The sequence below is a fragment of the uncultured Paracoccus sp. genome, assembly GCF_945915435.1.
Lineage (GTDB): Bacteria > Pseudomonadota > Alphaproteobacteria > Rhodobacterales > Rhodobacteraceae > Paracoccus.
Genome location: NZ_CAMEFG010000061.1, coordinates 1 through 18,514, shown reverse-complemented (window position 1 = coordinate 18,514; position 18,514 = coordinate 1). Strand labels below are relative to the sequence as shown.

The window sequence follows — 18,514 nt, the reverse complement described above, 5'->3', positions numbered from 1 at the left end:
GACATGTTCGGGTCCATGTCGTGGATCGACTTGCCGGCGTCCTGTTCCAGGTGGATCCGCTCGATCCGAACGCGGCGGGCGACGCCCGGTCCCATGTCCACGATCACCTCGCCCTCGCCCACAATGGGGTGGTAAAGCTGGCTGATCTGATAGCCCTGCGGCAGGTCGGGATAGAAATAGTTCTTGCGGTCGAAGGCCGAACGCAGGTTGATCGCAGCCTTCAGCCCCAGCCCGGTGCGCACCGCCTGCTCGACACAGAATTCGTTGATGACCGGCAGCATCCCCGGCATGGCCGCATCGACAAAGGCGACATGGCTGTTCGGCTCGGCCCCGAACCCGGTCGAGGCGCCGGAAAACAGCTTGGCGTTCGAGGCGACCTGCGCATGAACCTCCAGCCCGATCACCAGTTCCCAATCCTGTTTGGCGCCCTGGATGACCTTGGGTTGCGGCGGGGTAAAGCTGAGCAGATCAAGCATCATGGATATCCTTGCATTTGCGGCGGTTCTAGGCCCGTTACCGCCGGGGGGCAAGACCGCAGCGGCCTAGTTCAGCCGCATGATCCGCGCGATATCGTCAAGCGCGTCGCGCTGGCGCGGACCAAGCCCGCCACCCGACTGGCCGATATCGTTCAGCACGGCCAGCAGCGGGGTGAATGCCCCCTGGTCCAACTGGTAAAGCCGCTTGGTCAGCCGCGAAACGGCGCTGGTGGCGCCCTTGCATTCGTTGACCAGCCAACGTCCGACGATCATCATCTCGTCCGCCTTGATCTCGCTGACGCCAAGATGCCGGGAAAGCGATTGCTTCAGCCCCGCAAGCTGTTCCGCCGTTGGCATCGAGGCCAGGTCGAGAAAGGCCACGCCGACCGCCGCCATCGCCAGTTCGGGTTCGTCCACGCTGTCCACCGGATGGGTGTTCAGCCTGCGCCGGAAACCAAGCCGCCGCGCCGCCGCGATGACGTCGCCCGCCATCATCGAAACGTCGTCCAGCGCCTGCCGGGCCATCCTGATGCGCCAGGCCCAGACACCGGCCGCCAGGACCAGCCCCAGAATCGCGAGAATCACCGGCATGTCGTCGTTCCTTTTTCGTGGTCACAACCCTGTCATATCACGATGCCACGAATCCCAGGATAGGTCGAAAATCGTAAATATTTCGCAAACAACCGACCGGCGAAAATCCGCCACCCCCGGTTCAGCGGCATTTGCGACGCCGCGAAGCGGGGCTAAGGCAGGCGCAGGGAAACGGTGACGGACAGATCTCATGCGGAAACTTGGCGCGGCGCGGATCATGGGTGCCCTGATGCTGGCAGCGGTGACGGGCCTTGCGGCCTGCGACACGGGCGCCGCGGATGTCATGCTGCTGCGCAGCGCCGAGACGCAGGCGAAACCGGCCCCCGCCATGCGATGGGGCGACCGCTCGGACGGGCGGGAATGGACCCGCGCCGCCCTTGCCGCGCTGGAGGCCGAGGGGGTGACGCTGCTGTCCACCGTGCCAAGCGACGTCGATGCCTTTTGCCCCCGCTACGCCGCGCTGGACCGCGAAAGCCGCAAGCATTTCTGGGTCGGGCTGCTGTCCTCGGTCGCCAAGCATGAAAGCAGCTACAACCCGGCTGCGCAGGGCGGCGGCGGGCGCTATCTTGGGCTGATGCAGATCTCACCCGCGACGGCGCGGCATTACAACTGCGATGCGCAACTGCTGGACGGGTCGCAGAACATGGCCTGCGCGGTCAGGATCGCCGCCGTGAACGTCAGCCGCGACAATGCCATCGTCAGCGGCCAGGGCAACGGCTGGCGCGGGATCGCGCGCGACTGGATGCCGCTGCGCTCGGCGGCAAAACGCGCCGATATCGCGGGCTGGACGCGCGGGCAAAGCTATTGCGGCGGACAGGCCGCGCAATGATCGCGCCGCGTCAGCGCCCGTCCAGCATGCGCAGCTCGTGCTGCCTTCCGCCCTTGACATAGGTTATCCGTCCCCCGCCGATCGAGTTGATCGTTCCGCCGTCGATCTTGTCCCCAAGCCGCACCGTGACGATTCGCCCGTTGCGAAGGCGGATCAGGCCACGGCTGGACTGGCCTGCGCCGACAATCCCGATCAGCGTCGTCCGGCCGGTGTTCAGCCCGCGCGACTGCGTGGCCGCCCTTGCGACCGAGGCGGCCGTTTCACCCGCCCCGACCGGCTGCGAGACCTCGGGTTCGTCATCGACCTCAGCGGGACGAAAGCTCTGGTTGCGGGCGGCGGCGGCGCGTTCCTCGGCTGCGGCTTGCGCGCGGGCACGGGCTTCGGCCTCGGCACGGGCGCGGGCATCCGCCTCGGCATCGGCGGCGGCGCGGGCGCGGATGCGGGCCTCGGCCTGCGCCTGCAACTGTTCGTCAAGGCGGCGGCGTTCGGCGGCCTCGGCATCCTCGCCCGAAGGCGAAGCGGCGGGTGCGGCCCCGTCCGATGGCGCGGCGGCGGTGCGGTCGCGCGACGGGCGCGGCGGCGCACTGGACGAGGTCAGCGCCGTCAGCGACATCGCGCCCGGCGTCGGCGGCGCCCCGGCGGTCGACCCGCCAGCCGCCACGGCCTGCGACATCGCCTGGGACAGGGCGGCATCCACCCCCGGGCTGGCCGTCGCCGCATCGCCCGCGCGCGAGGGGCGCGCCGCGGGCCGGGCCGACGCATGTAAAAGCCCGCCGGAATTGCGGGCGGGCGCGGTCGAGGCGGTCTCTGACGGGGCGGCGGTATCCGGCCTGGCGGTGGGCGGAGGGGCGGTCGTGGCAGAACGCAGCGCATCCTCGACGGCATCGCGTTCGACCGGGCTGGCGGCGGGTGGGGTCGCATCGCTGCGCGACGGGCGCGGGACCGGACGCAATTCGGCCAGGCGCATCCCGGCCCAGGGCGGAACGGCATCCTCGGGGCGGGTGCGGGCTGCGGCGTCGATCTGCAACTGCTGGCTCAACTGGTGCAGATGCTGCTGCTCTGGCAGGGTCAGGGGCTGGCTGGCCAGCGTATCGGGGATGGCGCCCTCGGGCCGCGCCGGGGGGCGGGACGAACTGCCCAGGCCAGCCGCCGGGGCCGGGGCCGGGGCGCCTTGGGGCGCGGCATCTTGCGGTGCCGCCGCGGGTGCAGGCGCAGGCGCTGCCGTTGCGGCAGGGCTGGCGGATGAGCGGCTTGGCGGACGGACGGCAGCGGGACGCACGGCGGGCTGCTGCGCGGCTTCGTAAGGCAGCGGATTGCCGGGGATCGCCGGCGGCGCATCCGCCGGGGGGGCCGCCGAAGGGGCCGCCACCTGCCTGCGCGGTGCGCTGACCGGACGCGCCGAACTGGACAGGCGCATCACCTGCTGCGCGGGCTGCGTCGCGGGGACCTGCGCGGCGGGTTCGGGCGGGTTCGTGGCGGATTCGGCGGCGGTTTCGGCGGGGGCCGCCTCGGGTTCCGCTTGGGCGAGGGTCGTATCGGCGGGGGCCATGTCGGCAGGCGCGGTTTCGGCGGGGACCGTCGCGGCAGCCTGCGCCGCCGCAACCACGGAATCGGGACGGGGCAGCGGCGGGCGCGCAAGCGCCTCGACCGGGCTGGTGGCGGCGGCGATGGCAAGCGCCTGCTCGGCGGGCGACAGGGCGGAGGGGACCTCGACCGGCGCTTCCGATTCGGTTGCGGTGGTCCCGGTCGCCTCTTCCGCTTGCCGGATCGGATCGGATGCGGTCCCGTCCTCATCCGGCGCAGCAAGGGCGAGCGTCTCTTGCGGATCGGACGCGGGATCGGGGGCCGGCTCGCCCTCGGGCTGCCCAAGGGCAAACGCTTCCGCCGCCTCGGAATCGGCGGGCACCTCGGCCAGCGTTCCGGTCGGTGTTTCGGTCGGGGGCGTGCCCGGCTGACCTGCGCCGGTTTCCGGGGCGGGCGTCGTTTCCGCCGGGGTTTGCTGCGCCAGTTCGGGCGCGACCGCCGCAGGGTTGTCGCGCGGGATGATGAAGGCCCAGACCAGCAGAAGCCCGACGATCAGCGCGCCCAGCATCGCCACCAGTTCCAGCAATCCGCCGCGCTGGCCCGGCAGTTTGCGCACGGAACCCGAGGCGGGCGCGACAGGCTGGCGCGCCGCCCCGACCGAGGGCGCGCCGTGACGCACCACGGTCAGCGTCGCGCGGGCCGCAGCCGCTTCGGCGGCGGCGGTCGCCGCCGGGCCGGTGCGGTCGCCCTCGGACAGCCGGGCGGCGGCGGGATCGTCCCCTTCGTCCTTGGCCGAAGCCTGATCGTCGCCGGCGTCCCCGGTGGGTTTACCATCGCCAAGGTGCGCCGCTTCCCCGTCAGCGGATTCCCCGTCCGATCCGGCCACCGGCACGGCGGCGGGATCAGCCGCATGCGCGCCCACAGGTTCCCCCGTTGCAGAGGCATCGCCAAGGATGGGCGCTTCCGCCTCAGCGGAGACTTCGTCCGACAGGGCCTGATCCGCGGATTGCCCGGTCGATGCATCATCGTCGGAGGCATTGCCCGGCTGCTCGGCTTCCCCGGCGGATGCCGCGTCAGTTTCCGCCGCGTCTTCCCCAGCGGGTTTTTCGTCCGAAATGTCCGATGGCACGGCAGCAGAGGCAGCCACTTGCCCCCCTGCGGGTTCACGGCCCGCAGAGGCATCGTCACGGGTTGCCGATTCCACGTCAGCGCCTTGGGCATCCGCGGATTCGCCGTCAGCAGCGGCATCGACAAGAACAGCGGCGCACCCGTCAGTAGAGACCTCGTCCGACTGCGCCCGATCCCCGGCATCGCCGTCAGGGGCCTTGTCCGGTTGCCCGGCATCGCCGTCAGGTGTTTCGCCCTCTGCCTGCGCTTCTCCGGCTTCGTCGCGGCCCAAGGGGGCATCCGCCGCAGGAGTGCAAGGCGCATCGGCCGCCTCGTCATCCGCTTGCGCATCGCCAACCGGACCCGCAGGGGCCTCGGACTGGCGGAAGCCGGCTTCGTCCACCTCGTCCAGCGGCGCGTCGGGGGCCAGGTCCAGGTCGATCTGCGCGGGCACCGGATCGACAGCATCGTCCCCCGACGCCTCTTCGGGCAGCGCAAAGACCGGGTGGCCGGGATATTCGTCGCCTTCGGGCAGGGCGGAATAGCCCGCGCCGAAAAAGCCATGACGCTCGGCGAATTCCTGCGCCTCGAACAGGGTCTGGCGGGCGACGGCGGCGACGCGCACATCCGCGCCCTCATCGGTCCAGTCGAAGGACAGTTCCTCGATCGGATAGGGCGTCAACCCGTCCAGCGCCTTGCCGACATCGGCGTGGCGGCGCGGACCCGAAGGCAGCGACAGGCTGGTGTAAAGGATCTGGTCCTGCGGGATCAGCAGCAGGACCGGCAGCGGCTGGCGCGCATCCGCGCCCATGACCTCGCGCGCCGCCTCGATCCGCAGGGCGGCGAGATCCGCCCGGAAACTGGGCGAGGCAAAGCCCACCGAACCCACGCTTTGCCAGCCCGAACCCTGAGCATCGGCGGAATCGCGGTGCAGCAGGTGAACCGCGTCCTCGGTAAAGGAAAGGGCGAATTGGAAAGCTTGATCGAGCGGCATTCTTTGGCTTCGCTATTCTATGTCAGGGCATGCCCATCGTATTGCGGTTTTACCGGACGGAGTAACGCAGATTGCCCCGCGTGAAAAGCCGCACACTGTAAAGTGAGACATTCTGTTGTGCGTTCATCGGCGCCCTGGCGCTATATGGACCCCGCGCAAGACGCACAGACACCAACCAGCGGAGACGTTTCGTATGGCATTCCCCCTTATCCCTCTTTCCAATCCGGCCGCCGCGCGCATGTTGACCGCCGGTGCGCTGGCACTTGGCCTGACCGCCGCCGCCCTGCCCGGCACGGGTCTTGCGCAGGAAGCGCCCGCCCCGCGCGGCGACGCCCCCCATCATCACAAGGGTCCCCGCCACGGCCATGCGTTGCTCAGCGTCACCGGCGAGGGGCAGGCCCATACCGCGCCCGATATCGCCCATGTCAGCGTCGGCGTCTCGACCCGTGCGGAAACGGCGGCCGAGGCGATGTCGGAAAACGCCGCCCTTCAGCAGGCCGTCATCGACCAGTTGCTGGCCGAGGGGCTTGAGGAGCGCGATATCCAGACCACCGGCCTGAACCTGTCGCCCATCCAGGACCATTCCAACGACGGCCAGCCGCCCGTCGTCACCGGCTATGCCGCGCATAACATGGTCTCGATCCGGGTGCGCGACATCGACGCGCTTGGCCCGGTGCTGGACCGGCTGGTGGAAACCGGCGCGAATGAGATCAACAGCATCTCGTTTTCCCGCGAGGACATGACCGAGGCGGAAAACGAGGCCCGCACCAACGCCATCGCCAGCGCGCAGGAACGCGCCGAGGTGATGGCCGCCGCCGCGGGCAAGCGGCTTGGCCGGCTGGTGTCGCTGTCCGACAGCCAGCAGATCGACGGTCCCCGCCCGGTGATGATGCAGGCGATGGCGCGCAGCGCGGATGCCTCGACCCCCGTGCAGGCGGGCGAGTTGTCCGTCAGCGCGCGTGTAAGCGCAACCTACCTGCTGCTGGACGACGAGACCGGGGGCGGCGCGGACGGGGACGGCGGCGAAGAGCAGCCCGAATGACCTGACCGGCGCAAACCCGGAAGGAAAGGCCCGGAGCGATCCGGGCCTTTTGCGTTCAGGCGGTCGCGGCGGCCAGCGCCTGGTCCAGATCGGCGATCAGGTCCTGCGGGTCCTCAAGCCCCACGGACAGGCGCACCACGTCGGGCGCGGCACCCGCGGCGATCTTCTGTTCGTCCGTCAACTGCCGGTGCGTGGTCGAAGCCGAATGGATCACCAGCGAACGCGCATCGCCCAGGTTCGCGACATGGCTGAACAACTTCAAGCTGTCCACGAAACGCACGCAGGCATCATAGCCGCCCTTGACCCCAAAGCTGAACAGCGCGCCCGCGCCCTTGGGATAAACCATCTTCGCCCGCGCGTTCCAGGGCGAGGACGGCAGCCCCGCATAGGTGACATGGCCGACGCGCGGATCGGATTCCAGCCATTTCGCGACCGTTTCCGCGTTCTGGACATGGCGCTGCATGCGCAGGCCAAGCGTTTCGATCCCCATCAGCGTGTAATGCGCGGCCTGCGGGTTCAGCGTCATGCCAAGGTCGCGCAGCCCGATGGCAATGCCGTGGAAGGTAAAGGCAAGGTTGCCGAAGGTTTCGTGAAAGACCAGCCCGTGATAGGCGGGTTCGGGCTGGGACAGTGACGGGAACTTGTCGCTGGCCGACCAGTCGAACCTGCCGCTGTCGATCACCACGCCGCCCATGACGCTGCCGTTCCCGGTCATGTATTTCGTCAGCGAATGGACGACCAGGGTGGCCCCCATCTCGATCGGCTTGCACAGCCAGGGCGTGGCCAGCGTATTGTCCACGATCAGCGGAATACCTGCCCCGTCTGCGACCTTGGCCACGGCGGGAATGTCCGTGACATAGCCGCCGGGGTTCGAGATCGATTCGCAAAAGATCGCGCGGGTGTCGTCGTCGATGGCGGCTTTCACCGCGTCCAGATCGTCCAGGTCGACGAATTTCGCGCTCCACCCGAAGCGCCTGATGGTCTGGCTGAACTGGGTGACCGTCCCGCCGTAAAGCCTTGTCGAGGCGATGATGTTCCGCCCCGGTCCCATCAGCGGAAACAGCGCCATAATCTGCGCCGCATGGCCGGTCGCGCAGCAGACGGCGCCCGCCCCGCCCTCAAGTGCCGCCAGCCGCGATTGCAACGCCGAAATGGTCGGGTTGGTCAGGCGGGAATAGATATAGCCGACCTCCTCCAGACCGAACAGCCGGGCGGCATGGTCGGCGTCCTTGAAGACATAGGATGTCGTCTGATAGATCGGCACCTGCCGCGCGCCGGTCGCCGGATCGGGTTCGGCGCCTGCATGAATGGCCAGCGTGTCAAAGCCGTTGTAATCGACCATATCTCCCTCCTTCATGGGTCGGGGCAGGTTAGGCGGGGTTTCGCCTTTGGGCAATTCGAAAGCAAGAAACCGGCCGGTCCGATCTGGCGCCCCATGCCCGGCATGGTAAACGGACATATGCGCATCCCTGGGCGGCATATCCCATTCAAGCGGCCCGCACCATTGGCGGGTTTCATGGTCTTTGCCTGCCTGCCGGGGGGTCTGCTGCTGGGTGCCGCGACATGGGGCGGCGGCTGGATCTGGGCCGCGCTGATCTGGATGGGCGGCGCCAGCCAGGCCGTGGACGGCGCCGTCGCCCGCGCCTTCGCCGATCCCGATGGGCAATCCGCGCCGGGCGGGGCCAATGCCCTGTCTATCGCGCTGGCCCTGCTGCATTTCCTGCTGATGGCCCTTGGCCTGCGCGCATTGGCCACGGGCGGACTTGGAGCGGCGCAGGGGCTGGCCCTGTTCCTGGCATTGGGGCTGTTCTTCGGGCAGGTCTCGAACGCGAATGCGCATGAGTTGATCCACCGCCCGTCCCGCCTGCTGTTCCGGCTTGGCGCGGCGGTCTATGTCAGCCTGCTGTTCGGGCATCACGCCTCGGCCCACCGGCTGGTCCATCACCGCCATGTCGCGACGTCCGCCGATCCCAACAGCGCAAGGCTGGGCGAAGGCTTCTGGCGCTTCTTCCCCCGCGCCTGGATCGGTTCCTTCCACAAGGGGCTGCGCGCCGAAAACGCCCGCATGGCGCGCCGTCCGCGCTGGCGTCATCCTTACCTTGCATGGGTCGGCGGCGGGGCGGGGGTGGCGCTGGCGGTCGTCCTGACGCTGGGCGCGCGCGGGCTGGCCTGCTGGCTGGGACTGTGCCTTTACGCGCAGATGCAGCTTCTGCTGTCCGATTATGTCCAGCATTACGGTCTGTTACGCGAAAGGGTCGGGAATGGATACGAACCCGCAGGTCCCCGGCACAGTTGGGACGCGCCGCATTTCCTGTCCTCGCTGATGATGGTGAACGCGCCGCGCCACTCGGACCACCACGCCAATCCGATGCGGCCCTTTCCCGACCTGCGCCTGAACCGCAAGAGCGATCCGCGCCCGATGCTGCCCTACGCGCTGCCGGTCATGGCCGCCATCGCGACCGTCCCACCGCTGTGGAGGCGCGTGATGGACCGGCGCGTCGCGCGAATGCGCGCCAACTAAACTTCGCGAATGCGCGCCAACTAAAACTTCGCGAATGCGCGCCCGCTAGCCGCGCAATTCCCGCACCACCCGCGCAAGGTTCAGGGTCGAGGGGTCATGCCCCCCCGCCTCGCGCCCCTCCAGCAGGGGGGCGACCTGCAAGGCCAGTTCCTTGCCAAGCTCGACCCCCCATTGGTCGAAGCTGTTGATGCCCAGAATGACGCCCTCGACAAAGACACGATGTTCGTAAAGCGCCACGATCTGGCCAAGGGCAAAGGGCGTCAACTGCTCCACCAGCAGCGTGGTTGAGGGCCGGTTCCCCGGAAAGACGCGGTGACGCGCCTGCCGCTCGGCCTCGGCGCCGGTCAGGCCCGCGTCGCGCATCATCGCCCGCGCCACGTCAAGGCTGCGGCCGCGCATCAGCGCCTCGGATTGGGCAAGGCAGTTCGCGACCAGCAACAGGTGGTGATGGTCCAGCCCCGGCTCGGCCCCCCTGGCGGCCACGATGAATTCGCACGGGACGACGGCGGTGCCCTGATGGATCAACTGGTAAAAGGCATGCTGGCCATTGGTCCCCGGCTCACCCCAGACCACGGGACCGGATGGCAGGGCCAGGTCCGAGCCGTCCATCGCCACGCGCTTGCCGTTCGATTCCATCTCGAGCTGTTGCAGATAGGCGGGCAGCCGGGCCAGCCGGTTGTCATAGGGCAGGACGGCGCGCGTCGCGTAACCGCAGACCTGATGATGCCAGATCCCGACCAGGGCCAGCAGGACCGGCAGGTTCCGCGCATCGGGCGCGGTCAGGAAATGGTCGTCCATCGCCGCCCCGCCCGCCAGAAAGCGCGCGAACATTTCCGGCCCGATGGCGATCATCAGCGACAGCCCGATCGGTCCCCAGACCGAATAGCGCCCGCCGACCCAATCGTCGAAACCAAAGACGCGATCCGCCGCGATCCCCCATTCCGCCGTCTTGTCCTGGGCCGAGGACAGCGCGACGAATTGCGCCGCCGGAACCTCGACCCGCGCGGCCATCCAGTCGCGGGCGGTGGCGGCATTGGTCATCGTCTCGATGGTGGTGAAGGTCTTGGACGCCACGATCACCAGCGTCGTTTCCGGGTCCAGCCCCTTCAGCACATCCGCGATATCCGCCCCGTCCACGTTCGAGACGAAATGAACCCGCGGCCCGTCATGCCAATGCGACAGCGCCCGCGCCGCCATTGCCGGACCCAGATCCGAGCCGCCGATGCCGATATTGACCACATCGGTGATCGGACCGCCCTGCCCCCTGATGCCGCCGCTGCGCACATGCTCGGCAAAGCGGCGCATCCGGGCATGGGTCTCGCGGACCGGCCCCATGACGCTGGCGCCGTCCACGGTGAAATCACGGTCCAGGTTGCGCAGGGCGACATGCAGGACGGCGCGGCCCTCGGTCTCGTTGATGCGCTGGCCGGAAAACATCGCCTGCCGCCGCGCGGCGACGGGTTCGGCCAGACGCAGCAGCAGATCGCGCGCGGGCGCATCGATCAGCGTCTTGGACCAGTCCAGCACCACCCCGTCGGCCGAGGTCGTGAAATCGGACGCGCGCCCCGGATCGGCGGCGAAAAGCGCCTCGATCCGCAGGCCGCCCTGCCGGGCGCGGTATTCGCGAAGTTCGGAAAGGACGGGATCGGCTGCTGTCACGGGATCACTCCGCCCAATGGACCGTGATGTCGTTCAGAAACGCCCGGATCGGCGCCTGCTGAGGCGGCAGGCCCTGCGCCCGCTCCAATGCCTCGCGTTTTTCGGGACCCATGATCAGCAGATGCGTATGGATCGCCTGTTTCAGGGTCGGAACGGTCAGCGTGACGCGCGGCTCGTCGCCCACACCGCGAACCGCCATGACCGGCGGCGCGTCCGAGGCCAGCGCGGCCTCGGTCTCGGGCAGGCCGGGGAAAAGGCTCGCCGTATGCATGTCGTTGCCCATGCCCAGCAAAAGCACCGTGATCGGCAGATGTTCGCGGATACGTGCGCCCAGCCCCTCGACGGCATCGACGGGATCGTCGTCGCCGGTATAAAGCTCGATGCAGGCCGCCGCCGCGGCGCGGTCCTTGAGCAGCCGCCGCCTCAGCACCCGCCCGTTCGAGCGTTTATGCTCGCCATCCACCCAACGCTCGTCGCCCAGGAAAACCGTAACCCGGTCCCAGTCGATGTCGCTGGCCGACATGGCGTCGAAAACCGGCGCCGGCGTGCTGCCGCCCGGCACGCAGAGGCTGGCGCGGTCGGTGACCCGCAGATGCTGGCCCAGTTGCGCGGTCAGCTTGTTGGCCAGCGACAGGCCCAGCATCTCGCGATCGGGGTATTCGATGAACTCCATGCTCATGCGCGGATCTCCCTCCAACGGCGGTTGTCGCGATGCAGCAGCCGAAGCGCCTCCTCCGGCCCGCTGGACCCCGGATCATAAGGTTCGGGCCGGATTTGACCAGCCTCCCACGCGGCGATGATCGGATCGGTCCAGGCCCAGGCGGCCTCGACCTCGTCCCCGCGCATGAACAGGGTCTGGTTGCCCCGGATCACATCCATGATCAGCCGCTCATAGGCGTCGGGCATGTCGGTGCCGTCGGGACCAAGCGCCTCGGCAAAGCTCATGTCCAGGGGCACCTGCGCCAGCCGCATCCCGCCCGGTCCCGGCTCCTTGATCATCACGTTCAGATGCATGCCTTCGTTGGGTTGCAGCTTGATGACAAGCTGGTTCGCGCGCGGCGCGGCCTCGTCGAAGATCGAATGCGGCGGCTCCTTGAAGGTCACGACGATCTCGCTGGTGCGCGCCCGCAACCGCTTGCCCGTGCGCAGGTAGAAGGGCGTCCCGGTCCAGCGCCAATTCGCCACCCGCACCTTCAGCGCGACAAAGCTCTCGGTGCGCGACGCCGGGTTTTCTGCATCATCCAAATACCCATGTCCGTCCGGTCCAGCCAGGTACTGCCCCCTGACGATGTCGCGCGGCGCCACAGGTTCCAGCGCCCGGATCACCTTCAGCTTTTCGTCCCGCACGGCATCGGGATCGAAGTGATAGGGCGGCTCCATCGCGATCAGGCATAAAAGCTGCATCATGTGGTTCTGCACCATGTCGCGGATCGCGCCCGAGTGGTCGTAATACTCCCCCCGCCCGCCGACGCCGACGGTCTCGGCCACGGTGATCTGGACGTGATCGACATATTGCGCGTTCCATAGCGGTTCGAACAGCATGTTCGCGAAACGCACCGCCATCAGGTTCTGGACGGTTTCCTTGCCCAGGTAATGGTCGATCCGATAGATCTGGCTTTCGCCGAAATATCGCGCCAGCGTCCGGTTCAGCGCCCTCGCGCTGGCCAGGTCGCGGCCAAAGGGCTTTTCGACGACGATCCGGCTTTGCCCGTCGGTGATGCCGTTCTTTGCCAGCCGCTCGGCGATATCGCCGAACAGCCCCGGCGCGACCGAGAAGTAGAAGGCATGGATCACCCCCGGCCGGATCAGCGCGGCCAGCGCGTCCCAGCCCGTTTCACCCCGCACGTCCAGCGCGACATAGCGCAGATGGGCCAGGAACTCGGCCAATCGCGCCTCGTCCACGCCCTGGCCAAGGGCATCGCGGATCGCGCTGGCCGCATCCTGCCGGAACGCCCCGTCGTCCTGCGCGGTGCGCGACGTGCCGACGATCGCCGCGCCGGGCGGGAACTGCCCGGCCACGAAGCGGCGATACAGCCCCGGCAGGATCTTGCGGCGGGCCAGATCGCCGGTGACGCCAAAGATCACGAGGTCGAAGTCCTCGACCGGAATGATGCGCGAAACCATCTGTTCCTCCTGTCGCGGCAGGGGCCGCATGTCGCTTCTCCACATCTCAGCCCCGCCCTTCCATCGCGGCAAGCGCCTTGGCCAGCCGCGGCAACCGGACCCGGCGCAGCAGGGATCTTGCCGTCTCGTCCCCGCCCGCCGCAAGGGCGCGTTCGACCGTATGGGCGACCGCCTGGGCAATGATAGCCGAATGGGCGGAAAATGCCTTCATCAGAAATTCGTCGGGGTGAATCGCGCGCAAGCCAAGCGGCGCAAGCGCACGGCGGGGAAAATCGCGCAGGTTCATTGTCACGATGACCTCGGCACCGCCATCCAGCGCCGCGCGGACCACATGCAGATCGCCCGCGTCGGGAAGCTGGACACCCAGGCCCGCCTCATCCTCCGCCGCCACCATCGCCGCCGGAAAGCGGATGCGCAGCAGCGCGGCCTCGGCCCCGGCGCGGTCGGATTGCAGCGGTCCCAGCCTTTGCGCGGCATGGACCCATTCATCCAGGATGCGCTGCGACCACAACGGCGTGAACACGCCGCCCGCCGCCGTCTCGGCCAGGATTTCCCGCAGGACGGTGGGAAACAGGACATTGGCGTCCAGCAGCGCCCTCATCCGTCCAGCCGGAAGAACAGCGCCTTGAGATAGCCGCTTTCGGCCAGTTGCGGCAGCGTCGGATGGTCCGGCCCCGCCTGCCCGGTATGGAGCAACTGCATCCGCCGCCCGCCGCGCCCGATCCCGCGCGCGCTGGCATTGCGAAAAGCGGTCAGGTCGGCGGCATGGCTGCACGAGCACAAGCCCAGATAGCCCCCCGGCGCGACCAGAGGCGCGGCCAGCCGCGCCACCCGCTCATAGGCGCGCAAACCCGCATCGAGCGCCTGTTTCGAGGGTGCGAAGGCAGGCGGGTCGCAGATCACCACGTCATAGCGCGCGCCCTCGGCCGCCAGTTCCTCCAGCACGTCGAAGGCATCGCCCTGCCGGGTCTGGAAACGATCCGCGACGCCCATGCGCCCGGCCCCGCCGCGCGCCAGTTCCAACGCGGCGGCCGATCCGTCCACCGCCGTCGCATGGGCCGCCCCGCCCGCCAGCGCGGCCAGCCCGAAGCCGCCCACATGGGAAAACACGTCCAGCACCCGCGCACCCTTCGACAGGCGCTGCGCGAAGGCGTGGTTGGGCCGCTGGTCGTAGAACAGCCCCGTCTTCTGCCCCTGCATCAGATCCGCCAGATAGGCCGCGCCGTTCATCGGCACCTCGATGGGGGCATCGGCATGGCCGGACAGAACCTCGGTCCGTTCGGCCAGCCCTTCCAGGCCGCGCGCACGCCCCTGCCCGTTCAGCACCACGGTCGAGACCCCGGCGACATCGCGCAGCGCCCCGGCCAGGTCCTCGACCATCCGGTCGGCCCAGGCGGCATTGGGCTGGATCACGGCGGCATCGCCGAAACGGTCGATGATCGTGCCGGGCAGCCCGTCGGCCTCGGCATGGACCAGCCGGTAAAAGGGCGCATCGAACAGCCGTTCGCGCAGCGCCAGCGCGCGGCCCAGCCTTGCGGCCAGCCAGTCGCGGGTGATGGCAGCCTCGGGGTCGGTATCCATCATCCGCGCGATGATGCGCGAATTCGGGTTGACCGTGACCAGTCCCAGCGGGCGACGCTCGGCATCCTCCAACCGGGCGAAGCTGCCGGGCGCGATGGCGCGGGTGCGGCGGTCCGTGACCAGCTCATCGGCGAAGACCCAGGGAAAACCGTGGCGAATCGCGCGGGCATTGGCCTTCGGACGCAGGCGGATTACGGGAAGTTCAGTGTTCATGCGGCCCCCAGATCGACCCGGCAGGATTGCCACGCCAGCCGCGCCCCTACAAGAGGCCCCGGCTTGCGCCGTTAACGCTAACGGCTTATATCCGACGAAATCGGAGGAGGCCAGCCATGACCCTGCACGCAACCATCGACAAGGTGACCGAACGCATCCGCGCCCGTTCGCAGGAAAGCCGCAGCGCCTATCTTTCCCGGCTGGACCGCGCCGCCGAGGAAGGCCCGCGCCGCGCGCATCTGTCCTGCGGCAACCAGGCCCACGCCTATGCCGCGATGCCCGACAAGGACGATCTGGCGACGACCCGCAAGCCCAACCTGGGAATCGTGACCGCCTATAACGACATGCTGTCGGCCCATCAGCCCTATGAAACCTATCCGCAGGCGATCCGCCGCGCCGCCCATGCGGCGGGGGCGACCGCGCAGGTCGCGGGCGGCGTGCCCGCCATGTGCGACGGCGTGACGCAAGGTCGCGCGGGGATGGAACTGTCGCTGTTTTCGCGCGACGTAATCGCGATGGCCGCCGGGGTGGCGCTGTCGCATGACACCTTCGACGCCGCGCTCTACCTGGGGATCTGCGACAAGATCGTGCCGGGGCTGGTCATCGCGGCGGCGACCTTCGGCCATGTCCCGGCGGTCTTTTTGCCCTCGGGTCCCATGCCCTCGGGCCTGCCCAACGACGAAAAGGCCAAGGTCCGCCAGCAATTCGCCGCGGGCGAGGTCGGGCGCGAGGCGCTGATGGCCGCCGAAATGGCCAGCTATCACGCACCGGGCACATGCACCTTCTACGGCACCGCCAACACCAACCAGATGCTGATGGAGTTCATGGGCCTGCACCTGCCCGGCTCCAGCTTCGTGAACCCGAACACGCCGCTGCGCGAGGCGCTGACCGAGGCCGCCGTGACCCGCGCCGCCGCCATCACCCGGCTTGGCAACGACTACCTGCCCGTGGGGCGCATCCTGGACGAAAAGGCCTTTGTGAACGGGATGGTCGGGTTGATGGCCACGGGCGGCTCGACCAACCTGATCATCCACCTGCCCGCAATGGCGCGCGCGGCGGGCATCGTGCTGGACTTGCAGGACTTCAGCGACCTGTCCGAGGTCGTTCCGCTGATGGCGCGGGTCTATCCCAACGGGCTGGCCGACGTGAACCACTTCCACGCGGCGGGCGGGCTTGGCTACATGATCGCGGAACTGCTGCAAGCCGGGCTGCTGCACCCCGATGTGCGCACGATCATGGGCGAGGGGCTGGACCTTTACACCGCCGAGCCGCGCCTGACGCAAGGCCGGCTGGACTGGGTGCCGGGCGCCCGGCAGACGCTGAACGACAAGATCCTGCGCCCCGCCGCCGATCCTTTCGCCCCGACCGGCGGGCTGCGGCAGCTTTCGGGCAACCTGGGGCGCGCCGTCATCAAGGTCTCGGCCGTCGCGCCCGAGCGGCATGTGATCGAGGCCCCCGTGCGCGTCTTTTCCGACCAGGAAGAGGTCAAGGCGGCCTTCAAGCGCGGCGAGTTCACGCAGGACACCATCGTCGCCGTCCGCTTCCAGGGTCCGCGCGCCAACGGCATGCCCGAGCTGCATTCCCTGACCCCCATCCTTGCGGTGCTGCAAGATCGCGGGCTGCGCGTTGCGCTGGTCACGGACGGGCGGATGTCGGGGGCATCGGGCAAGGTTCCCGCCGCCATCCACGTCTCGCCCGAGGGGGCGGACGGCGGACCCATCGCCCGGCTGCGCGACGGCGACATGCTGCGGCTTGATGCGGTGACGGGCAGGCTGGACTGCCTCGCGCCCGATTTCGACCAGCGCAGCCCCGCCGTCCACGACCCCGGCGCAAGCGCGCATGGCATGGGGCGCGAGCTGTTCGCCGCATTCCGCCGCAATGCAGGCCCCGCGACCGAGGGCGCCTCGGCCCTCACCTGAACCCCGTCACGCGATCCCGATGGATTGCGAAAAGGCGCTGCCTTGCGCATAAGCGGCCAAGGCGGCAAGTTCAGGGCAATTGATCTTATGAAACTGAAAATCGACACGACCGGCCGCGCGCCGGATGTTCTGCATCACCTGGACCGCCCCAAACCCGATCAGGACATCGGCGGTGAAACGCTGACCATCGCCGGGTGGGCCTGGTCGCCCGCCCATCGCGATCTGCGGATCGCGGTCGAGCGTGACGGCACCACCTTCCTGATTGCCCCGACCCTGGCACGGCCCGATGTGACCGCCTTTCTTGAAGGCAGGGGCTTCACCAGCCACCTCGATCGCCCGCACGGATACAGGTTCGATTTCCTGGCGGCGGATCGCATCCGCATCGGCATCGAAACTGGGGGGGGGGGCGATCCACTGGACACACCGCCTGACCCGATGGCGCCCGCTGGCGTTCAACGAATTCCCCACCATCCCGGACCTGCTCCGCGCCCCGGAAGGCGCCTGCGGTCACGTCTATTTCCACGACGCGCCCGACTGGTCGAAGGTTCTGATCTTCTTCAACGGCGCGCTGACCGCCGACAAGATGCGGGCCGAGCGGGCCGTCTTTCAGCGTTGGTCCTGGGCAAAGAGGTTCCGGCATCCGGTCTTTTGCATCGCGGATCCGGTCACGCTTGGCAAAAACCCCATCGTCCTTGGCTGGTATCTTGGCAAGGATGGCCCGAACGCGCTGCCCTCGATCCTGCGCCCCGTTCTGCACGCCATCCGCACCCGCAACCCGGACGCCAGGATTGTCGGCTTCGGCAGCTCGGGCGGGGGATTCGCCGCCATAGGCGCGGCGCTGACCGGCCACCTGGACCACGCCATCGCGGTGAACCCGCAAACCGACGCGCTTGAGTTCGAACATCGCGGCGCCGTCGACAGCTTCCTGGCCATGCGCAAGGGGGTGCCCTGCGCCTCGGACCTGAAGCGATACGACCTGGCCGCGATGAAACCCGAGGCTCGCGTGACCTATGTGCAGAACCTCGGCGACACCCATCACCGGGACGTTCATTATCGGCCGTTCCGTGCCCATTGCGAGGGGTCGGCACAGGCCGGGCGGTTCCGTTTCGTGGAATTCTCCGATCACAGGGCGGGCCACGTGCCGCCCGGTCTCGACGGGCTGACCCGACTGATCGGGGACGAATGGGCCTGCCTGCTGACGCCGTGACGCGATCCGCATAACGCCATTGCAGCCCGCACGGGAAAGGCCCATCTTCCGGCCTGATCAGGAAAAGGATGACAGCATGATCCCCGTCTTCGATGGCCATAACGATTTTCTGCAACGCATGGTCGCCGCCGGACCGGACCGCGACGATCTTTGGCTGAAGGGCGACGGGACCGGCCACATCGACCTGCCGCGGCTGAGGGCGGGCGGCATGGCCGGGGGGTTCTTCGCGATCTGGACCCCTTCGCCCCCCGCACCGAACGAAGCCGAATTGCTGGCGCAGGCGGAAAATCCGCCCTTCCTGACCCCCCTGCCCGATGAAATCCCCGCCGAGGCCGCCCTGCCCCACGCGCTGGCGCAGGCCGCCAGCCTGCTGGCGATGGAGCGCACGGGAACCCTGCAAATCTGCCACAGCGCCGCCGACATCGCCCAGGCCATCGACGCCGGGCGCATCGCCGCGATCATGCATATCGAGGGGGCCGAGCCGATCGCCAACCCCGACATGCTGCACCTGTGGCACCGGATGGGCCTGCGCTCGCTTGGGCCGGTCTGGTCGCGGCCGACGCGCTACGGGCATGGCGTGCCCTTCGCCTTTCCGTCCTCGCCCGATACCGGCGCGGGGCTGACGCCTGCGGGCAAGGACCTGGTGCGCGAATGCAGCAAGCTGCGCATCATGCTGGACCTGTCGCATCTGAACGAGGCCGGTTTCAACGATATTGCCGCCATCTCG

15 protein-coding genes and 1 pseudogene are annotated in these 18,514 nt (G+C 68.6%); 6 read left to right on the top strand and 10 right to left on the bottom strand.

Going from position 1 to position 18,514, the window contains the following annotated elements; genetic code table 11:
* A pseudogene (gene gatB / locus Q0O97_RS16090) lies at positions 1-476 on the bottom strand (Asp-tRNA(Asn)/Glu-tRNA(Gln) amidotransferase GatCAB subunit B); the annotation flags it as partial.
* 66 nt (positions 477-542) lie between these two features.
* Positions 543-1,067, bottom strand: coding sequence for a hypothetical protein (locus Q0O97_RS16085; protein ID WP_294931693.1), 525 nt, complete (start codon positions 1,065-1,067; stop codon positions 543-545).
* A 190-nt stretch (positions 1,068-1,257) separates the two neighbouring features.
* Between Q0O97_RS16085 and Q0O97_RS16080 the strand changes: the two genes are divergently transcribed.
* Positions 1,258-1,896, top strand: coding sequence for a lytic transglycosylase domain-containing protein (locus Q0O97_RS16080; RefSeq protein WP_294931690.1), 639 nt, complete (start codon positions 1,258-1,260; stop codon positions 1,894-1,896).
* Between the two features lie 10 nt (positions 1,897-1,906).
* Here the strand turns inward: Q0O97_RS16080 and Q0O97_RS16075 are convergent, their stop codons facing one another.
* Positions 1,907-5,521: a hypothetical protein gene (locus tag Q0O97_RS16075; RefSeq protein ID WP_294931687.1), complete on the bottom strand. Its 3,615-nt coding sequence runs from the start codon at positions 5,519-5,521 to the stop codon at positions 1,907-1,909.
* Positions 5,522-5,714: 193 nt separating this feature from the next.
* On the opposite strand from Q0O97_RS16075, the gene Q0O97_RS16070 reads away from it, so the two are divergent.
* The gene (locus tag Q0O97_RS16070; protein ID WP_294931684.1) at positions 5,715-6,563 is read left to right on the top strand and encodes an SIMPL domain-containing protein; all 849 of its coding nucleotides are present in this window, start codon (positions 5,715-5,717) and stop codon (positions 6,561-6,563) included.
* Positions 6,564-6,618: 55 nt separating this feature from the next.
* On the opposite strand, the gene Q0O97_RS16065 is transcribed toward Q0O97_RS16070, so the two are convergent.
* Positions 6,619-7,905, bottom strand: coding sequence for an O-acetylhomoserine aminocarboxypropyltransferase/cysteine synthase family protein (locus Q0O97_RS16065; RefSeq protein WP_294931681.1), 1,287 nt, complete (start codon positions 7,903-7,905; stop codon positions 6,619-6,621).
* Between the two features lie 162 nt (positions 7,906-8,067).
* Between Q0O97_RS16065 and Q0O97_RS16060 the strand changes: the two genes are divergently transcribed.
* Entirely contained in the window at positions 8,068-9,084 is a 1,017-nt protein-coding gene (locus Q0O97_RS16060) for an alkane 1-monooxygenase (RefSeq protein WP_294931678.1), read from the top strand.
* A gap of 45 nt (positions 9,085-9,129) precedes the next feature.
* On the opposite strand, the gene pgi is transcribed toward Q0O97_RS16060, so the two are convergent.
* The 5 genes from pgi to Q0O97_RS16035 are packed head-to-tail and all read right to left on the bottom strand — an operon-like array spanning position 9,130 to position 14,661.
* Positions 9,130-10,743: a glucose-6-phosphate isomerase gene (gene pgi, locus Q0O97_RS16055; RefSeq protein ID WP_294931675.1), complete on the bottom strand. Its 1,614-nt coding sequence runs from the start codon at positions 10,741-10,743 to the stop codon at positions 9,130-9,132.
* Positions 10,744-10,747: 4 nt separating this feature from the next.
* A complete protein-coding gene (gene pgl, locus Q0O97_RS16050) occupies positions 10,748-11,416 on the bottom strand; it encodes a 6-phosphogluconolactonase (RefSeq protein WP_294931695.1) in 669 nt (222 codons plus the stop codon).
* 2 nt (positions 11,417-11,418) lie between these two features.
* Entirely contained in the window at positions 11,419-12,867 is a 1,449-nt protein-coding gene (gene zwf / locus Q0O97_RS16045; protein ID WP_294931672.1) for a glucose-6-phosphate dehydrogenase, read from the bottom strand.
* Positions 12,868-12,913: 46 nt separating this feature from the next.
* A complete protein-coding gene (locus tag Q0O97_RS16040) occupies positions 12,914-13,468 on the bottom strand; it encodes an RSP_2648 family PIN domain-containing protein (protein ID WP_294931669.1) in 555 nt (184 codons plus the stop codon).
* On the bottom strand, positions 13,465-14,661 hold the full coding sequence (locus Q0O97_RS16035) for an RSP_2647 family RNA methyltransferase (protein WP_294931666.1): 1,197 nt from the start codon (positions 14,659-14,661) through the stop codon (positions 13,465-13,467). Before Q0O97_RS16035 ends, Q0O97_RS16040 begins: the two co-directional genes overlap by 4 nt.
* A 116-nt stretch (positions 14,662-14,777) precedes the next feature.
* Here Q0O97_RS16035 and edd point away from each other — a divergent pair, with 116 nt between their 5' ends.
* On the top strand, positions 14,778-16,580 hold the full coding sequence (gene edd, locus Q0O97_RS16030; protein ID WP_294931663.1) for a phosphogluconate dehydratase: 1,803 nt from the start codon (positions 14,778-14,780) through the stop codon (positions 16,578-16,580).
* Positions 16,581-16,586: 6 nt separating this feature from the next.
* Here the strand turns inward: edd and Q0O97_RS16025 are convergent, their stop codons facing one another.
* Positions 16,587-16,922, bottom strand: a complete 336-nt coding sequence (locus Q0O97_RS16025) for a hypothetical protein (protein ID WP_294931660.1) — start codon at positions 16,920-16,922, stop codon at positions 16,587-16,589.
* Between Q0O97_RS16025 and Q0O97_RS16020 the strand changes: the two genes are divergently transcribed.
* The gene (locus Q0O97_RS16020) at positions 16,882-17,787 is read left to right on the top strand and encodes a hypothetical protein (RefSeq protein WP_294931657.1); all 906 of its coding nucleotides are present in this window, start codon (positions 16,882-16,884) and stop codon (positions 17,785-17,787) included. The genes Q0O97_RS16025 and Q0O97_RS16020 overlap by 41 nt on opposite strands.
* Before the next feature lie 76 nt (positions 17,788-17,863).
* Positions 17,864-18,514: membrane dipeptidase (locus Q0O97_RS16015; RefSeq protein ID WP_294931654.1), on the top strand; the 651-nt coding region annotated here is incomplete at its 3' end.

Coding starts and splice junctions, on each gene's coding strand:
- Q0O97_RS16075 (WP_294931687.1), bottom strand. CDS start 5,521: ATGCCGCTCGATCAAGCTTTCCAATTCGCCCTTTCCTTTACCGAGGAC.
- Q0O97_RS16065 (WP_294931681.1), bottom strand. CDS start 7,905: ATGGTCGATTACAACGGCTTTGACACGCTGGCCATTCATGCAGGCGCC.
- Q0O97_RS16085 (WP_294931693.1), bottom strand. CDS start 1,067: ATGCCGGTGATTCTCGCGATTCTGGGGCTGGTCCTGGCGGCCGGTGTC.
- edd (WP_294931663.1), top strand. CDS start 14,778: ATGACCCTGCACGCAACCATCGACAAGGTGACCGAACGCATCCGCGCC.
- zwf (WP_294931672.1), bottom strand. CDS start 12,867: ATGGTTTCGCGCATCATTCCGGTCGAGGACTTCGACCTCGTGATCTTT.
- Q0O97_RS16035 (WP_294931666.1), bottom strand. CDS start 14,661: ATGAACACTGAACTTCCCGTAATCCGCCTGCGTCCGAAGGCCAATGCC.
- Q0O97_RS16040 (WP_294931669.1), bottom strand. CDS start 13,468: ATGAGGGCGCTGCTGGACGCCAATGTCCTGTTTCCCACCGTCCTGCGG.
- pgl (WP_294931695.1), bottom strand. CDS start 11,416: ATGGAGTTCATCGAATACCCCGATCGCGAGATGCTGGGCCTGTCGCTG.
- Q0O97_RS16070 (WP_294931684.1), top strand. CDS start 5,715: ATGGCATTCCCCCTTATCCCTCTTTCCAATCCGGCCGCCGCGCGCATG.
- Q0O97_RS16080 (WP_294931690.1), top strand. CDS start 1,258: ATGCGGAAACTTGGCGCGGCGCGGATCATGGGTGCCCTGATGCTGGCA.